Origin of the sequence: Psychrosphaera haliotis, assembly GCF_039523615.1 — a bacterium.
Lineage (GTDB): Bacteria > Pseudomonadota > Gammaproteobacteria > Enterobacterales > Alteromonadaceae > Psychrosphaera > Psychrosphaera haliotis.
Genome location: NZ_BAAAFQ010000007.1, coordinates 365,499 through 384,535, shown reverse-complemented (window position 1 = coordinate 384,535; position 19,037 = coordinate 365,499). Strand labels below are relative to the sequence as shown.

Below are 19,037 nucleotides of genomic sequence, written 5' to 3'. Positions count from 1 at the left end.
CATGGCTTCTAACAGTGCTTTTCAAAGCGAAAACCAAGTTATCATTCGTAATATAGACCATTTACCTGCAGGCAATATTTTATTGATGGATGCGTTACCAGACGCATCATTAAACGAGTTATCAAAACTACGCCCTGATATTCATTGGACTGTTTACACGCCTTATATTGATACCGCTGAGTATTTATCGTCTCAGTCTGTGTCATCACAAGACAACCTAAAAGTTCACAAGTCTGCTTGGTTAACCAAAGCACAAGCGGGTGAATTTGACGCTGTGATCATCTATTACCCTAAAGCAAAACTTCGCTTTGATTATTATTTGTCGATGGTGAGCCAGCTTTTAAAAACTGATGGCGAATATTTTGTTATTGGTGAAAAAAAGGGTGGCGTAAAAGGCTGCGATAAAGTTTTAAACAAATTTACTACTGGAGCGAGGAAAATCGACTCTGCTAGACATTGTATGTTGTTTAATGCTGTATCAAACAATGAGCCATGCAATAAAACAATGGAAAGCTGGTTTAGTGAAACCAACCTAGAAATTAACGTGTCTGGTGAAACTAAAAAAGTAACGCTTGCGTCTTTACCTGGCGTGTTTAGCGCTAAAGGTTTAGATAACGGTACTGAACTGTTACTAAAAAACATGTTACCTGTTGAAGGAAAAGGCATCGACTTTGGTTGTGGTTGCGGTGTTATTGCTACGGTATTGAGCCTTGATTCTAAAAATGAAGTGATTGGCATTGATGTTGACGTTCTTGCGATAGAAAGTAGTAAGCGCACGTTTGAATTAAATAACGTAACTGCCACGGCAATCCACTCAAATGGACTTGCTAATTTAATGAACAAAGCCAATCAGTTTGACTTTATTGTTTCAAATCCGCCATTTCATACAGGCTTGCAAACAGACTATTCAATAGTTGATCAATTTTTAAAAAATAGCGCGGTATTACTTAAAAACCGTTTCAATATGTGGGTTGTGGCTAATTCATTCTTGCCTTACCCAGAACTATTTCAAAAATACCTTAAAAGCGGAAAAACAATAATCAATAATAAACGTTTTTCGGTTTATCACATCCGCTAATCTTAAAAATCTATCAAGAGGGGCTTAATGTAGCCCCTTTCTTACCTGTTTTTTTGCCCCTACTTTAGCTATTTTTTAGCTATAGACTCAGAACGATAAAAAATAATTAAAGCAATCGCTTAAATCCACTTCCTTTCTTTATAATAACAACTATTCTATTTAAATAGGTCTACTAATTTAGGTGTATAAATTTGAATTTTTGTTTCGTTTCTTTTTGGTTAATTAAAGCAAATAGTTAACATAAATTATGAACAATAGTCTGTCATTAAAGTCCGCAATAAACACAGCAATACTGCTCGTGAGCATATTGACTCTCGTGGTCTCCGTTACCATATCCACCTTGACCTATAAAAAAAATCAGAAAGACGAATCAATATATTTAGCGAATACCATTAGTGAGATAATTGCCTATAACGCAGCCGTACCCATTGCTTTTGATCAACGCGTTGGCCTAAACGATTTTTTAAACACCCTAAAAAGCGTGAAAGAAATACTAAATGTTCATATTTACAAAGTGGATGAAGAATCTCAAAGTATAAAATTTTTTACTAGCTACAACAGTGGTGACATTGCTCCCATTGTAGAACAAAAAGATCGGTTAAATAATCTACTGACCCCTCGCTTTAATGAAAACTATTTAGAATATTCTTTGCCCATAACGCACTCAAAGCTAGATACCGTTATTGGTTACATTTATATAAAGCTTTCTACATCAAGCTACCACAATGATCTGTATGAATTACTGAAGATTAATCTAATAATTATACTTGCGGTTGTTATTGTCGCCTTTGTCATTGCTCATTCCCTAAGAAACAGAATATTAAAACCTATTACTCGATTTGTAGACGAATTAGAAGCTGCTAGCCGAGATCCCTCATTTTCTAAAAAAGTTTCTCCAATAGAGTTTGACGAAATTGCCGTTGTTACCAATGCCGTAAATGAGCTGCTTGCAAAAATTGCCCAGCAAATTAGGCGGTTTTCATTGGCAGAAGAAGAAATAACTGAGCTTAATCAAAATCTTGAAGAAAAGGTTGTATACCGAACAAAAGCCCTTAAAGAGTCTAACCAAGAGCTATTAACGGCTCTGGAACAGGTTCATCAGTATCAGTCACAAGTTATTCAGTCGGAGAAAATGGCAAGCTTAGGACAAATGGTTGCTGGCGTTGCACATGAGGTTAATACGCCAATAGGGCTTGGCGTAACAGCATCAACAATGCTTTCCGACCGGATAGACGAGATTTCAAGCAAACTTGATGATAAGACATTAAGTGCAGGTCAGTTAACGGCTTTTTTAACAGAGAGCAAAGAAAACACTCAAATAATCTATCGCAATTTGACTCGAGCAGCTGATTTAATTAGCTCCTTTAAGCAGGTTGCAGTCGATCAAACTGCAGGCGTGATTAGAGAGATTAATCTCCATTCCTATTTAGATGAAATTATTACCTCTATGCAGCCCACCTTAAAAAAATATCGCCATATCATTACGGTGGATTGTGATGACAGAATTTCAATTACTACAAAACCAGGTCCACTCAATCAGATAATTATAAACTTGATCATGAATTCCATTCTGCACGGATTTAAGTCTATGGAGCAAGGTGACATATCTATAACAGCAGAGGAAAGTAACGGAAACTGTATAATTGTTTTTAGAGACAACGGTTGCGGTATTGAACAAAAAATTAAACAAAAAGTCTTTGATCCTTTTGTCACAACTTCACGCGGCGATGGAGGTTCAGGCTTAGGTTTACATTTGGTTTACAACCTAGTCACTCAAGCACTTCAAGGTAGCATATCTGTTGAGAGCCAATTAACGGAAGGTGCAATATTCACCATAGAGTTTCCAAGTAAGTTACAGAGCTCAAAACATGATTAAACTTGTTTCTGTAGTTCTCACCTTAGTACTATTTAGCTTGCCTAACGAAGTCAGCGCTTACTTTATAGATAGTACAACGGTCAATGGAACTGCGGTTAATAGTGCTACTGTTAATGGTAATCCAGATATAAAGGCAAAAAAAACAGCAGCAATAATCTATCAGCTCTTCTTTTTTATAGACTTCAACAATGCACAAAAAGAAGCACAGCCTGAATTCTGTTTTGTTGGTGAAAAGAGTTTTCGTATTGGTGAAATACTAAAAAAAACACATGAAAGTCGAAAACAAAGTATTGATGTGTCTATCAGCAATTGGCAACAAGCTTCAGACGTACCTTTATCCTATTGCCACATTATATATAACGCAGATCCTAAACCATCTGATAAAGAGATAATTAAAGCTTTATCAGAAGAGTCGATGACCATTGCGAACAACGTTAATCTTAAAGAAACTGGCAATATTGCTAGCATTTCATTCCAAGGTACTGCCGTCACCTTTGTTTTCAGTCGGAAACACTTACGCCGCTCGTCGCTCGAAGTTAATCACCAGCTTATTAGAGCTTCAGTAGTTATACCTTAAATAAAAGGTTTCCCTTCTAATTAGGTTTTATAGAAATAGTGTAACCACGATAAGAACAATAACTGTAATTTTCGCCATTCACATTTTTGCTACCAGACACAGATACAGAATTAGATAACTTACCAACGTTTAGCACATGCCCTTTGCCGAGCTCTATATGCTTTAATAGTGCTTTTCTGGCGCCAGTGGTACACAACATGTACATTGTTTTTGAAAATGCTTCTGGGCGAAATACTTTGCCGGCCCTGACTACAGGCTGTGAGTATTGGCTTGAACTATACTTCCAATTCGCAAAATCAAAACTAAATTTACTGTCTTTAAATAGCGCTGTGTCGTCTTGTGTCATAAAGCTCATTACAATATCAGTCAGTTTTGCGGGCGCTAAAGATGCTCTAGTACTTTCTGTATTGTTAACAACTGTCACACCCCCCTCCCCACTTACTTTCAGCTCTAGGCCATTAGCATTTTGTTTTATCGCTAGTACTGTTCGTTCATCAATGCCAATGCCGTAAGGTAGCTTCATCATTGCTAGCAACCCAAAAAGTCGCCCCTGCCGGCTAATGTTATTAAATTCACTGTCAAAGCTTATGCCGTCAAATAATCCTAATCCCGCCATGCTCATCAAAGGCTCGTTGCCTTTCACATGCTTTTTCGAAGCTTCTAAGTTTGAATAAATTCCAAAACCATCGTTAAGGCTATCTTTACTCGACCCCTGTATAACAAAACCATTGCGCCCTTCATTCCCGCCTAGCGCACGAATTGCTCCACCATTAAAGGCTAAGGTTATTTGCTTATTTTGATGGCGAGACAAAATCCGTTTCCAAACATGATTAGGCTCAATATCGTTAATCATTAAGCTATCTCGAAGGACGATTGGGTCTCCATCATGAAAGTAGATCCCGTCAGCTTCCTCCACAAGATCGATAACTTTATCTGGCTCGCTACAGCTCTCTATGAGCTCTTCATTTAAGTCACCGTAGATACGATCTCTGAAATATCGCTTTGCTATCTTGTGTCTGGTTTCATTAATACTTTTACATGCGGCTTCCACTTTATCTGAGCTAGAAATATCTGTCGTTCTCCATATTTCTGCTACAGCTAAATCTAAAGGCATCCATTTCACATCTAAATCAAACTGTTCAAAAGTTTTAATTAACCAATATACGTCTTCAAAAGCATCTCTATTCGCCGCCGTAACAATTAAAATGTTGTCGCCAGACACATTGTCCACAAACTCTCTTAAAGCTTTTGCTACAAATAGTTGTTTACTGTTGAACACGTCTACGTTGACATTTTTGTACCTGTCTCTTTGCAAAAAGCGAGTAGCAATTACTCTCTCTTGAAAAACATCTAATATCATTTGCCAGTGAAAGGCATCTAGCTTAGTCGCATCTGGTAAATTAGATTTTCTAAAGAAATGACTTAAACCTTTTTCCGTATAGGATTTCGATAGCTCATTAAGCTTGCCAATATTTGTTAAAAACTCATGCATTTGTTTAGTTTGAATAGAAGGGTCTGCATAATAAAGTGACGCCAAGGTATTTATATTTTTTGTATTGAGAAGATAACGGTGAGTACTATGTGAATTTTCGTTAACTGCTAATTTAGTTTTGCAGTGTTGCGAATGGGCGGATGTACAAACGTCTAACCCACCACCTATTAATACAGTACCAAACTTTTCTGCATAAACAGGTTGGGTTGATATTAAAAAAACCAAAAGAAAGTAAGAGGTTAATTTGAAATACCGAAACATGCTTTATCACTATCCTATGAACTTATAAGTTTAATCCCGATTCAACACTAGCATATTTATAATTTATTTTTGAACCTTATAATAAAAAGTTGAGTAAAACACTAGGTTATTTGATGAACTAGACCTTGAAAATGTGGTATAAATGACCACTATAAGCTAAACACTAATTTTAATAGCCCTCTCTATGACACATGAGGGCTTTTGTTGTTGAAAATTTTGGAGATTACATGCCAACTAAAATGCCAGACATCGCAAATCAAGCGAAAGCCCAAACTGAAGGCGTACTTGATTGGGTCGGGATGAGCAACATCGAAATGCCATTAATGGTTGAGATGCAAGGTGAGACTCGTCCTATTTCAGCGCTTGTAGAGGCGTTTGTTAATTTAAAAGAGCCTAAGGCTAAAGGCATTCATATGTCTCGCTTGTATCTTATGTTAGATGAGCTTTCAGTTGAAAGTGCACTTAATATCGAGAACTTAAAGTCTCTATTAAACAACTTCATTGAAAGTCACCATGACTTATCAAACTCTGCCCACCTAAAGTTTGAGTTTGACTACCACATGCGCCGCAAATCATTGATCAGTGGTAAGTTAGGCTGGAAAGCATATCCAGTTGTGATCACCGGTAACCTGACTGACGGTGTACTTGATATTGAATTAGCGGTTAAAGTGCCTTATTCATCTACTTGTCCGTGTTCAGCAGCGCTTGCGCGTCAGCTTATTCAAAACCAGTTTACAAAAACATTTGATGGACAAGCTCAAGTAAATGCAGAAACCGTTCACGAATGGTTAGGCTCTACTGAAGGCATAGTGGCTACTCCACACAGCCAACGTTCTATTGCTGAAGTTAAAGTTAAGCTAGCTGATTCAGTTTCAGACTTTCCAATTGTTGATCTTGTTGACGCTATTGAGTTTGCTCTTAAAACGCCAGTTCAAGCAGCTGTAAAACGTGAAGACGAACAAGAATTTGCCCGCCTTAATGGTCAAAACCTAATGTTCTGTGAAGATGCTGGACGACGCATTAAAGCATCATTAAACAGCATTGATGGCTACCGTGACTTCTGGCTACGAGTAAACCATTATGAATCTTTACATGCACACGACGCCGTTGCTGTTGCAAGTAAAGGCATTGATGGTGGTTACGCTTCTAAATAAGCTAATATTCAATATTTAAAGTTTCTTGAGAAGCAGCTCCTATTTTTTACGAGCTGCTTTTTTACGCCCTCTTTTGTTACTAAACTACATAAAAAGCCTCAACGTTTAGAAAACCCTTCAAAAAATCACCAAAACCACTAGCCCGAACTCATTAAATTGTTTTTTTACAACATTATTTTAGAGTCATAGTTCTAATTTCTACTTGATTTAAAACCTTCGCAAGGATAGATTATTTACAATTATTGAATTTATATTCATCATGACCCGCTATATCGATGCATTTAAACAAGCCTGAACATTAGTACTTTTAATTTATGACTATACTAATTTAGATATTTGCGCATTGGGTCGCACTTGTGAGGTTAATTTTGAGCAACGACAATAACAATAAAATCAAAACGAGCATTCAAACAACTTTACATAATGAAGATTGGGTAAAAGACAATTGTGGGTTTGGCCTAATAGCTCACCTTGAAGGTGAACCTAGCCATAAAATAGTTCGAACGGCTATTACTAGCTTGGCTCGAATGCAACATCGTGGCGGCGTATCAGCCGATGGAAAAACCGGTGACGGTTGTGGTTTGTTGATGCAAAAACCCGATCAATTCTTTTCAGAAATTGCCGAACAAAATGGATGGCGTCTTGGCAAAAAATACGCCGTTGGCAATATTTTCTTCAGTACCGACATTGTCTTAAAGCAGCAAGCCATTGCTATTATCACTAAAGAGTTAGAAAAAGAAACGCTACAGATTGTAGGTTGGCGTCAGGTTCCCACCAACAATGAGGTTCTTGGTGAAATCGCAAGTCAAAGTTTACCGGATATTCAACAAGTCTTTATAAATGCACCTCCAGGCTGGCGTAAAAAAGACTTTGAACGACGACTTTACATGGCAAGGCGTCGAATAGAACAACAAATGATCCACGATCCAGACTTTTATATTCCGAGCCTTAGCTGCTTGGTGACAATATACAAAGGGTTGGTCATGCCAAAGGATCTTGCCGACTTTTACTTAGATCTCGCGGACATTAGAATGTCCACCGCCATCTGTGTTTTCCACCAGCGCTTTTCAACAAATACAACGCCTCAATGGAAACTAGCTCAACCCTTCCGATTCTTAGCTCACAATGGCGAAATCAATACAATTAAGGGTAACCGACAATGGGCGCAAGCTAGAGAATATAAATTCCACTCTCCTCTGATTGCCGATTTAAAAGATGCTGCACCTTTTGTTAATTACCAAGGCAGTGACAGCGCGTCGCTAGATAACATGCTTGAGCTCTTTTTAGCCGGTGGCATGGATTTATTCAGGGCAATGCGACTATTAGTTCCACCAGCTTATCAAAAACACCCACACATGGATAAAGAGCTAAAGTCTTTTTACGAATTTAACTCTATGCACATGGAGCCTTGGGATGGTCCTGCGGGAATAGTCATTACCAATGGTCGACATGTCGCCTGTAACTTGGACAGGAATGGTTTACGCCCTGCCCGATACATTATTACCAAAGATAAACTGCTGACCCTAGCGTCAGAGTCTGGCATTTGGGACTACACACCCGATGAAGTAATAGAGCAAGGGCGTGTTGGTCCAGGTGAAATGCTCGCCGTTGATACCTACAATGGCAAAGTGTGGTACTCAGACCAAATTGATCATGATTTAAAAGACCGACATCCATATAACGAATGGCTTGAACAAAATATTCGACGACTTATTCCATTTGAAGACTACCCGGCAGATCAAATTGGCACTCGTTTATATGACGATAAACAACAACGTATTTTGCATAAACTGTTTAATTACACTTACGAAGAAATAGAACAAGTCATAAAAGTACTCGCTTGTGACGGACAAGAAGCTACAGGCTCTATGGGCGATGATACGCCTATGGCCGTGATGTCCCAAAAAGTTAGAGACTACTACGACTATTTTCGTCAGCAATTTGCTCAGGTTACCAACCCACCAATAGACCCTCTTAGAGAAAGTCATGTTATGTCGTTGGCGACATGTATTGGTCGAGAGCAAAACGTTTTTGCTGAAACCTCAGGATATGCGGATCGTGTTTTATTCAATTCACCTGTATTGATGTATACCGACATTAAACAGCTTAAAGAGTATGACCAAGAGCATTACCGCTCAGAAACGTTTTCACTTTGCTTTAACGCCGAACAATTTGATTTAAAGTCAGCAATACAAGGTTTATGTAAAAAAGTGGCGCACAGCGTGGCTGAAAACAAGACCGTTATTGTTACTTTGTCCGATAAAAACCCCACTAAAGATCAACTTGTTATTCCAGCACCTCTCGCTATTGGTGCTGTGCAAGAAACACTTGTTACTCAGCAACTGCGTTGTGATACCAATATTATTGTTGAAACTGGTGGCGTGCGTAACTCTCACCAACTTGCTGTGCTTATTGGCCTGGGCGCTACCGCTGTTTATCCATATTTAGCTTATGAAACCGTCGAGCAGTATGTTCAAAAAGGCGATATACCGCTTAACGCCAAACAAGCCATGATTAATTATCGCCAAGGTCTCAATAAAGGCTTGTTAAAAATCATGTCTAAAATGGGCATATCAACGGTGGCAAGCTACCGATGTTCTAACCTATTTGAGCTTATTGGCATTGGATCTGAAATCATGTCTATGTGCTTCCCTCACATTGTAAGCCGAATTGGCGGTGCAGAGTTTGTGGATGTGCAATCGGATTTATCTAGACTCAACAAATATGCTTGGTTAGCTCGCAAAGAATTAGAACATGGCGGATTCTTAAAATACGTTCACGGCGGCGAATATCACGCTTATAACCCAGACGTGGTACAACTTTTACAAAAAGCAGTGCAAAGCGGCGATGCCAGCGACTACCAAGCTTACGCCGATGCCGTAAATAATCGACCTGCCAGTCATTTTAGAGATTTATTTAAATTAAACTCTTCCAGCTCTATTCCTTTAGAACAGGTAGAGCCTGTAGAGAACCTATTCCCCAAATTTGATTCTGCCGCTATGTCTATCGGAGCATTAAGTCCTGAAGCACATGAAGCACTTGCAGTGGCAATGAACAGACTTGGAGGGTTTTCTAACTCAGGCGAAGGCGGTGAAGATCCTAAACGTTTTGGCACCGTTAAAAACTCTAAAATCAAACAAATTGCTTCAGGCCGTTTTGGTGTTACGCCTCATTATTTAAGAAATGCCGAAGTTATTCAGATTAAAGTCGCTCAAGGTGCAAAACCCGGAGAAGGCGGTCAGTTACCTGGAGAAAAAGTAAGCCCAGAAATCGCCAAGTTACGCTTCTCAATTCCTGGTGTGACATTAATATCTCCACCGCCACATCATGATATCTATTCGATTGAAGATTTGGCTCAGCTAATTTTTGATTTGAAGCAGGTAAACCCTAAAGCATTAATTTCTGTGAAGCTCGTATCTGAGCCAGGCGTTGGCACCATTGCTACAGGTGTCGCTAAAGCCAACGCCGATTTAATAACTATCTCCGGATTTGACGGCGGTACAGGTGCAAGCCCTCTAACTTCTGTAAAACATGCAGGCTGTCCTTGGGAGCTTGGTTTAGCCGAAGTGCATCAAGCTTTAGTTGAGAATGGATTACGTCATAAAGTACGACTACAAGTGGATGGTGGCTTAAAAACCGGACTCGATATTGTAAAAGCAGCCATTCTTGGCGCTGAAACTTTTGGTTTTGGAACGGGACCTATGGTTGCTTTGGGCTGCAAATATTTACGTATATGCCATTTAAATAACTGTGCAACTGGTGTTGCAACACAAGATCAAACATTAAGGCAACGTTATTTTATTGGGTTGCCAGAGATGGTTGAAAATTACTTTAAGTTCATCGGCAGCGAAACTAGAGAACACTTAGCGTCACTTGGTGTTGCTAACCTAGTGGATTTAATTGGTCGCACCGACTTACTTGAGATAATTGAAGGTCAAACCGCAAAACAACAAAATTTAGCCCTGCAAAACATTTTAGATTCAGTGACGCTAAAAAGTACACAACCTCTTTATCAGTCTGAGGCCAATATCCCAGCGGATACCGCTGAACTAAACTGTAAAATTGTGGCGGATACTAAAGCCGCATTAAAAGCACGTAGCGGAGGCGAGTTTAGTTACCCTATTCGCAATACTGACCGTTCCGTTCCGGCGCAATTATCAGGCGAAGTTGCGGCTAAATATGGCAACCAAGGCATGGCAGGCGATCCTATAAAACTAAACTTTGTAGGTACTGCAGGCCAAAGCTTTGGAGTTTGGAATGCTGGCGGCGTGAATTTACAATTAACCGGTGACGCCAATGATTATGTTGGTAAAGGCATGACGGGGGGCACTATTGTTATTCATCCTCCGCTAGGTGTTGCTTACTTAAGTCATGTGTCTGCCATTATGGGAAATACCTGTTTATACGGCGCGACTGGCGGAAAACTATTAGCCGCTGGTTGCGCAGGTGAACGATTTGCCGTTAGAAACTCAGGTGCAAATGCAGTAATTGAAGGCGCAGGTGAAAATGCCTGTGAATATATGACGGGCGGAACTGTCGTTGTTTTAGGAACCGTAGGCATTAACTTTGGTGCAGGTATGACAGGAGGGTTCGCTTACCTTCTAGATGAAGATGGCACTTTAGATGAAAAAATAAACCCACAACACGTTGAAGCCTTAAAACTTCCAAACCAATTACATATAGAGTTCTTAAGAGGCTTAATAAACGATCATTACGAAGCGACACAAAGTACTCGTTCATTAGAGATATTAAGTGAGTTTTCACAATGGCATAACAAGTTCAAACTTGTGAAGCCTAAGTCAGTGGATGTAGACCTTTTATTAGGCCACAGACAGCGTTCGTCAAACGAATTACGCATTGAAGCGATGTAGGACTGAATTATGAATAAAAATATTTATCAATTTGTAGATGTCCAACGCATCGACCCTAAAAAACAGCCTCTTAAAATTAGGCAATCTGACTTTATAGAAATTTATAAACCGTTAGATGAAGATCAAGCTGCAGGCCAAGCAGATCGTTGTTTAGACTGCGGCAATCCATATTGCGAATGGAAATGCCCAGTTCACAACTATATTCCTCAGTGGTTGGAGTTAGCCAATCAAGGCAAAATAATTGAAGCAGCTGAGTTGTCTCACAAAACAAACAGCCTTCCTGAAGTATGTGGACGAGTTTGTCCTCAAGACCGTTTATGTGAAGGCGCCTGCACGCTGAACGATGACTTTGGTGCCGTGACTATTGGCAGTATCGAAAAATATATTACGGACAAGGCTTTTGAACTTGGCTGGCGACCGGATATTTCAGATGTGATTAAGACGGACAAGAAGGTCGCAGTTATTGGTGCTGGTCCGGCTGGGCTTGCATGTGCCGACGTGTTAGTTCGCAACGGAGTATCTGCAACGGTTTACGATAAATACGATGAAATTGGCGGTCTGCTTACTTATGGCATACCGGCATTTAAACTTGAAAAAGAAGTGATGATAAACCGTCGTAACGTATTTGAAGAAATGGGTGTGGAATTTGTACTGAATACTGAAGTGGGTAACGACATTTCACTAGACAAGATAATCAATGAATATGACGCAGTATTTTTAGCGGTAGGCACCTATAAAAACCTTAAAGGTGGTTTTACTAATGAGTCAGCACCGCGTGTTTATAATGCACTGCCTTACTTGATTAGCAATACTCGCCACGTCATGAAAAAAGGCCCGTTAGAAATAGACTTCAAAGACCAAGATGTTGTTGTACTTGGTGGTGGCGATACAGCTATGGACTGTGTTCGTACTGCTATTCGCCAAGGAGCTAAGTCCGTTAAGTGCGTATATCGCAGAGATGAGAAAAGTATGCCTGGTTCTCGCCGTGAAGTGAAAAATGCAAAAGAGGAAGGTGTACAGTTTGTTTGGAATTCACAGCCACTAGACATTTTAGTAAATGGAAAAGGTGAAGCTTGCGGCGTAGAGTTTGTAAAAACAGCCTTAGGTAAACCCGATGCTAATGGCCGTCAACGACCTGAAGCGGTGCCTGACAGCAACTTTATATTGGAGTCTAATGCAGTGGTTATTGCCTTTGGTTTTCAACCTTTGTCGCTTGACTGGTTGAGCCCTTTTGGTGTTGAACTAACAGATTGGAATACCATTAAAGCAAACGCTAATGGCGAATTTGCTTATCAAACCAGTAACCCCAAAATCTTTGCTGGTGGCGATATCGTCAGAGGCGCAGATTTAGTCGTTACAGCCATTGCAGAAGGCCGAGATGCGGCCGCTGGAATAATGGATATGCTAGAGGTTTGATTATTGATAGCTGATGCTTGATGCTTGATGCTTGATGCGCAAGGCTAAATAATAAGCCTTGCCATCAATAATAACCTAGCTTAAAAGTTATTTATTCGCTTTTTTTTGCTCTACTTTGTTAATCACTTTCATTGTTTCTGACGCTGCTGTGTATAGTAAGTTTTCACTTAAACGTACAGATATATCAGGATTAACATATTGGAAGTGAACCTTACCCTGCTGATCGATAATATAAACCGCAGGTACTGGCAGCGCTACACGTGAATCACCATCGATATCAATAAACGGCACACCTAACTTATCGCGATACTTTTCTTCTGTTTTCTTATCTAAGAAATACGCTAAACCCATGTTTTTCGCCAATTCTAACTTAGGATCAGCAAGTAGGTTGTACGCTAGCTCTTCTCGAGACTGCTGCTCTGCAATATTTTTATTACTGTCAGGCGAAATAGCAACGATTTGGAAACCCAAAAACTCAAGTGCCGACTCAATAGACTTCATTCTATTAAGCTGAGCATTACAATAAGGACACCACCCGCCTCGATATACAACTAGTACCGTTGGTTTCTCAGCAAACAACGCCTCAGTGCAGACTTTGCTTTTATCGCTACTTTCTACACAAGTATTAGGGATAATCATGCCTGGTAAGGTTGGCCTAACTTCCGAAATGCTATTGGCTATGCCATTGGCCGCTTGTGCAAATGCTGAAAAAGACGAAATGAAAAAAGAAGCTGCTAATAGTAGAGATTGAATCAAATGTTTTTTCATAGTGTTCCTGTAAGGGTTTTCCTTTAAAAATAAAAATGCACTTCCAAAGAAGTGCATTCGGTTATTTTACTAGACCCTACATTACCGAAAGTAATTTCACTAATGTGTGATTTTTCTTAACTAAACGATAAGTTTATTCAATATTTTCGACTTGGATCTTATTGGCAATAAACTCTCGTATTTCAGACTCTAATTGCTCTGCAATATTGTCATTGTCGATACGTTTTTTCTGACGCTGGCCATTGATATAAAAACCACTGCGTTTATTCGCGCCAGCAAGCCCTAAGTCAGAGACTAATGCTTCACCAGGACCATTTACCACACAACCAATTACAGATACTGTAACGGGCTCTACAACGTCTTCTAATCGTTCTTCTAGCTGATTCATCGTTCCTACCACATCAAACTCTTGACGTGAGCAACTAGGACAAGCAATAAAGTTGATGCCTCGTGAACGAATACCTAAAGACTTTAAAATATCGAAGCCAACTTTAATTTCTTCAACTGGATCAGCAGCTAATGAAATTCTGATTGTGTCGCCAATACCTTCTGCCAGTAACATACCTAAACCTACTGCAGATTTTACTGCACCAGATCTAAAGCCACCGGCTTCGGTAATGCCCAAATGCAAAGGTTGATCAATTTTTTGAGCAAGCAATCTATAAGCGCCAACTGCCAAATGAACATCCGACGCTTTTACACTCACTTTAAAGTTATGAAAGTCATGGCGTTGTAAGATTTCCACATGACGCATGGCTGACTCAACCAAAGCTTCCGGAGTAGGCTCGTGATACTTCTCTTGAATGTCTTTTTCTAAAGAACCACCGTTCACACCAATTCTAATTGGAATGTTCTTTTCTTTTGCTACATCAATAACGGCTTTGATACGCTCTTCATTACCAATATTACCTGGGTTTATGCGAAGGCAATCAACGCCATACTCAGCAACCTTGAGGGCAATACGATAATCAAAATGAATATCAGCAACCAAAGGAATAGAAACTTGTTTCTTAATTTCTTTAAAGGCTTCCGCAGCACCCATCGTAGGCACAGATACGCGAACAATGTCGGCACCAGCTGCTTGAATACGGTTAATTTGATCTACGGTTGCCGCAACATCATTTGTGTCGGTGTTTGTCATTGATTGAACTGCAATCGGCGAATCTCCCCCAACCGGCACATCGCCGACCATAATTAGGGTGGATTTACGTCTTTTAATCGGGTTTTCACCAAACATCTTTTTCTATTCTCTTTTACTGTTGTGTGTCTATATCAAATCGAGCAACTCGATTAGTTGGATATTCTGAAATGTCGTACTCTTTATCGTTCACCCAAATAGTGACGCCATAAGTACTGCCAAGTAATACTCTGAATGGGCCTTGCGCGTTCAATTTCATTAGGTAGCCAGCAGGTTTATTACCAACTGCAATACGCTCGTCGTAAGCGTCATAAACTTCTACCCAAACTTCTTGTTCAAACTTAAATTCAACTCTAATAAAGTCGTTTTCGTCTATTTCACCGTTTTCGGCTAACAAACGTTTTTCTTCATCGCTTAACACAATTGGTGATTGAACTGGTTTTACACCAGCTTCTTCATCAGTATTAACCGTTTTCTGTTGCGCTGCTTCAAGCGTTTGAGTTGCAGGTGCAACTTCTTGATTCACATTTTGTGCAACTGTGTTCTCAGGGTTTTCTGTAACAACATTGGTTGTTTCTACTGATGTATTCTCAACGTCAGCTTGTTGAGCTTCTGGCTTTTGAACTCTTAATGCACTTGCTGGAAAATCATCCGCTTGCGCCTCTGAAGGAGCAGCTGCTAAGTCTGCATTTTCTTCAATTTTGGTATCGCCTTCAGACTCTTCCATTGCAGCTGGAGTTAACTCAGAAGTATTAAGCTCCTGAACAGCGTTATCTTCACTTTCAGTAACTTTAGTGGTTGGCTCTACAGGGTTAAGCATTTCAATCCCTTTAGTTTGATACCACCAAATAACCAATGCCGAACCTAAGATAATAAAAATTAACCAGCTTATAATTGTCAACCTACGTTCAACTTTTTTACGCTTGCTACGCTTAGAAAATGACTGCATGGCCATTGCGTCTGGCGAACTCGCCGCCGTAGTTTCTATCTCTATTAATACTCGAGACTCTTCCACACCGACCTTTTTCGCATAGCTACGAATGTAACCTCTGATAAAAGTTTCAGGTAATGTATTTGGGATGTCATCAGCTTCAATACCAACAAGCACCTTCATTGGTACTCTAATTTGTTCAGATAGATCTTCTAAACTAATACCCTGCGCAACACGCGCACTTGATAATATCTGTCCTACTGACTCTTTTTGAACTTCAGTTGTTGATGTTTCATCTACTACATCGATTTGATTTTCGTCTTTCATTATTGATACTGCTCCGGATTCACTTTCAATAACCTGGTCCCTGCTGATAAGACACCATCTTGGTCTATATTATTCCAATCTTTTAACTGCTGAACGTTAATACCTATACGTTTTGCCGTAAGCTCCATACTCTGACTTTGCGGCAATGTGTAATACACATCTGGGTTTCCAACGTAGATAACTTGGCCAACTTTTAATTTAGCTTTTGATGTTAGATTATTCCACTTAATCAGTGTATCTAACTTCACATTATAATCTTTTGATATTTTATATAAAAATTCGCCTGATTTAACTTTATGCGTAGGTATAGTGATAGTCGCATTATCTACTGAAATTGGCTCTCCAAGTCCCGCCATTGCATCTGCTTGTTGACGAGTGGTATACCATGAAGGATCAGCAACTAAGACTTTTTGACCTTCTTTTAACCATCCATCTTGGTCTAGGCTATTCCATCTCAATAGTGCTTCTAATTCAACTTTTTGCTGTTTTGCTACATCTGACAATTGTTGTTCTTTTTGAAGTACTACATAAGGCTCTGGGTCTGCCACAAATAATGTTTGGCCTACACTCACTTCCGCTTTAGATAATGCATTCCAAGCGACTAATCGTTCTACCTTTACATTAAAGGTCACCGAAATACGGTATAAGTTATCGCCCGGTTGCACTTCATAAGTCGGTACAATAAGTTTAACCGGTTCTACTTTTGTATACTCACGGTTATTAACTGTTGTTGCACGATCATTAACTAATTTTGCACTGGCTACTTCTTTTAATAGAATTTCTTCCGTTGGCAATGGCGCCTCTTGTCTAATCACCACGGCAGACTTAACTTCCGCTGGCAAGCTAACAGACTCTGTATCGGTTAATGGTTTAGAAAACATCGCTACTTTTTGTTGTAATTCAGCTTCAAACTCTGACTGCGTAGCCACTTGTTTTACCGCTGTAGCAATTACCGTTGGCAACGCTAATGCACTGCCACCTGGTTTACTTTGATAAGTCGCTTTACTCGGCGTATTTACTTTTTTTGGTTTTACTAATGAGTTGCTGGCTGTCTTTCGAGTGATTTTAATTTTTGGCGAATTGTTATGTTTCGCCTGATACTTTAAGCGAAGCTGTTCAAATTCACTATTAATCACCGTTTTGGTGGTTATATATAGTGCTTCATTGCTTTCAGGGAAATTAGCAATAATTTGATCGGCATATTGGTTGGCTTGATTTAGTCGGCCGCGCTTCGTTTCTAAAATATAACCTAGTAGAAGGCTTCGCGGTGTTGCCTGACCAATGCGGTTAAAGCGAGTGTAAAAATTTAGTGCAGCTATTAAATCTCCGGTTGCGTACTTAATACCTGCCAAAGATAATAGGTTATAGGCACGACTTGGATTGTGCTTATAAGACATCTCAAAGTATTCTTGCGCTTGAAGAATTTGGTCATTTGACAACGCGCATATCGCTAAGTTTTCATAACTGTCAGCGGCACGAGTGTACTTAGAAATATTGATGGCTTTTTTGAAATAAACCGCCGCTTTATCAAGCTGACCTACATTACATAAGAATGTACCGTAGTTGTTTAATGTATCTGGATTTTTAGGCTCTAGGTCTATTGCTTCAAGATAGTACTTTTCGGCAATTTCCATTTCGCCAACCATTTGGTAGTAATAACCCAAACTGTAATTGACGTCGGCGCGCTCAGGATTAAACTCTAGCGCCTTTTCTAAATTAAACTTAGCCTGTTCAAAACGGTTCGTTTCTAAATAGCTAAGCGCTAAAATCAAGCGGGTACGAGCTGCTTCATCTCGATCAAACTCAAAACTACGTACCTGTTTTTTTGAGTCGATAAATGTTTTTTCCGTAACACATGCTGATAACAATGTTATGCAGCAAAGCAAATATAGAATTCGTCCCATAACCCACTTCTTTTAGTTATTATTATTATTAACTAAACCAGTTTGACTGATATTGAATCACCTTTCATCTGTTTTTTTAACAAACGTTTTGTTCGGTCAACAACATCACCCACCAACTGCCCACACGCGGCATCAATATCGTCGCCACGAGTACGTCTAACAATACATGTATAACCTTCTTCTTGCATTACTTTTGCGAATCTATCTACACGACTATTCGAAGATTTTTCATATGGCGCACCCGGGAACGGGTTCCATGGGATTAGGTTAATTTTAGATGGCGTGCCTCTTAACGTTTGTGCTAATTCACGAGCCTGTTCCATTGAGTCATTAATGCCATTTAGCATAACGTACTCAATGGTGATCTCTTTGTTTGCTGTAGAGCCATCAATATAACGACGACAAGATGCTAAGAACTCTTCGATATTATATTTTTTGTTAATTGGAACCAGAATGTCTCTTAGTTCATCATTTGGCGCATGTAGAGAAATTGCTAAGGCTACGTCAATTTTTGTTTTCAATAAGTCTAATGCTGGAACAACACCAGATGTACTAATTGTGACTCGACGCTTTGATAAACCAAATGCAAAGTCGTCCATCATTAATTCCATTGCTGGCACTACGTTTTTAACGTTTAAAAGTGGTTCGCCCATGCCCATCATTACCACGTTTGTTACTGCGCGATTAGTTGACTGTCCGTCCCAACCAATATCTTGAGCAACACGCCAAACCTGACCAATAATTTCACCAACGGTTAAGTTACGGTTAAAACCTTGTTGAGCGGTAGAGCAAAAAGTACATTCTAATGCACAGCCAACTTGCGAAGATACACATAAGGTTCTGCGGTCTCCATCTGGTATCCAAACTGCTTCTACTTCTTGTCCGCCTTCTAATAGCATTGCGTACTTGATTGTACCGTCTGTAGATTCTTGGCGAACTGAAATTTCCGGTGCGCGAACTTCACATTTTTCATTTAACTTGGCGCGAAGCGCTTTAGAGAAGTTAGTCATCTCAGAAAAGTCTGTTTGACCCATTTGATAAATCCACTTTATCGCCTGGTCGGCCCTAAATGATTTTTCGTTAAACTCATCTTTAAAGAACTGACGCATTGCGTCGCGATCATAATCTAGTAAGTTAAATTTCTTTTGAGCTTTTGGTGTCACTGTTGTGACTTGAGCATTGGCTTGATCGTTGGTTTGAACATTTTCTACAGACATATTTACCTCTATGTAACTTGTATCGTT

The 19,037-nt window shown here is 39.6% G+C and carries 12 protein-coding genes; 6 read left to right on the top strand and 6 right to left on the bottom strand.

The window, feature by feature from the left end; genetic code table 11:
- The first annotated feature begins 1 nt into the window (after position 1).
- From ABD009_RS11355 to ABD009_RS11345, 3 genes are all read left to right on the top strand, one after another.
- Positions 2-1,078: a methyltransferase gene (locus tag ABD009_RS11355; RefSeq protein ID WP_155696205.1), complete on the top strand. Its 1,077-nt coding sequence runs from the start codon at positions 2-4 to the stop codon at positions 1,076-1,078.
- A 247-nt stretch (positions 1,079-1,325) separates the two neighbouring features.
- Positions 1,326-2,954, top strand: coding sequence for a sensor histidine kinase (locus tag ABD009_RS11350; protein ID WP_343825477.1), 1,629 nt, complete (start codon positions 1,326-1,328; stop codon positions 2,952-2,954).
- Positions 2,947-3,531 carry a YfiR family protein gene (locus ABD009_RS11345; protein WP_343825475.1) on the top strand — a complete coding sequence of 195 codons (585 nt, stop codon included), beginning with the start codon at positions 2,947-2,949 and terminating at the stop codon, positions 3,529-3,531. Before ABD009_RS11350 ends, ABD009_RS11345 begins: the two co-directional genes overlap by 8 nt.
- A gap of 16 nt (positions 3,532-3,547) precedes the next feature.
- Here the strand turns inward: ABD009_RS11345 and ABD009_RS11340 are convergent, their stop codons facing one another.
- Positions 3,548-5,284, bottom strand: a complete 1,737-nt coding sequence (locus ABD009_RS11340) for a hypothetical protein (protein ID WP_343825472.1) — start codon at positions 5,282-5,284, stop codon at positions 3,548-3,550.
- Between the two features lie 227 nt (positions 5,285-5,511).
- On the opposite strand from ABD009_RS11340, the gene folE2 reads away from it, so the two are divergent.
- The 3 genes from folE2 to ABD009_RS11325 all read left to right on the top strand — a co-directional run bounded on the left by folE2 (position 5,512) and on the right by ABD009_RS11325 (position 12,725).
- On the top strand, positions 5,512-6,438 hold the full coding sequence (gene folE2 / locus ABD009_RS11335) for a GTP cyclohydrolase FolE2 (protein WP_343825470.1): 927 nt from the start codon (positions 5,512-5,514) through the stop codon (positions 6,436-6,438).
- 356 nt (positions 6,439-6,794) lie between these two features.
- Positions 6,795-11,309, top strand: coding sequence for a glutamate synthase large subunit (gene gltB, locus ABD009_RS11330; protein ID WP_425543074.1), 4,515 nt, complete (start codon positions 6,795-6,797; stop codon positions 11,307-11,309).
- A gap of 9 nt (positions 11,310-11,318) precedes the next feature.
- Positions 11,319-12,725 carry an FAD-dependent oxidoreductase gene (locus ABD009_RS11325; protein WP_343825468.1) on the top strand — a complete coding sequence of 469 codons (1,407 nt, stop codon included), beginning with the start codon at positions 11,319-11,321 and terminating at the stop codon, positions 12,723-12,725.
- 87 nt (positions 12,726-12,812) lie between these two features.
- Here the strand turns inward: ABD009_RS11325 and ABD009_RS11320 are convergent, their stop codons facing one another.
- The 5 genes from ABD009_RS11320 to rlmN form a co-directional block, all read right to left on the bottom strand.
- Complete coding sequence (locus ABD009_RS11320; RefSeq protein ID WP_343825466.1) at positions 12,813-13,493, bottom strand: peroxiredoxin-like family protein; 681 nt, start codon at positions 13,491-13,493, stop codon at positions 12,813-12,815.
- Positions 13,494-13,626: 133 nt separating this feature from the next.
- On the bottom strand, positions 13,627-14,730 hold the full coding sequence (ispG, locus tag ABD009_RS11315; protein WP_343825464.1) for a flavodoxin-dependent (E)-4-hydroxy-3-methylbut-2-enyl-diphosphate synthase: 1,104 nt from the start codon (positions 14,728-14,730) through the stop codon (positions 13,627-13,629).
- Between the two features lie 16 nt (positions 14,731-14,746).
- Positions 14,747-15,889 carry a RodZ domain-containing protein gene (locus ABD009_RS11310; RefSeq protein ID WP_343825462.1) on the bottom strand — a complete coding sequence of 381 codons (1,143 nt, stop codon included), beginning with the start codon at positions 15,887-15,889 and terminating at the stop codon, positions 14,747-14,749.
- Entirely contained in the window at positions 15,889-17,793 is a 1,905-nt protein-coding gene (pilW, locus tag ABD009_RS11305; RefSeq protein WP_343825460.1) for a type IV pilus biogenesis/stability protein PilW, read from the bottom strand. The genes ABD009_RS11310 and pilW overlap by 1 nt, the downstream gene beginning before the upstream one ends.
- A 32-nt stretch (positions 17,794-17,825) precedes the next feature.
- Positions 17,826-19,010: a dual-specificity RNA methyltransferase RlmN gene (gene rlmN, locus ABD009_RS11300; protein WP_343825458.1), complete on the bottom strand. Its 1,185-nt coding sequence runs from the start codon at positions 19,008-19,010 to the stop codon at positions 17,826-17,828.
- Positions 19,011-19,037: the final 27 nt, after the last annotated feature.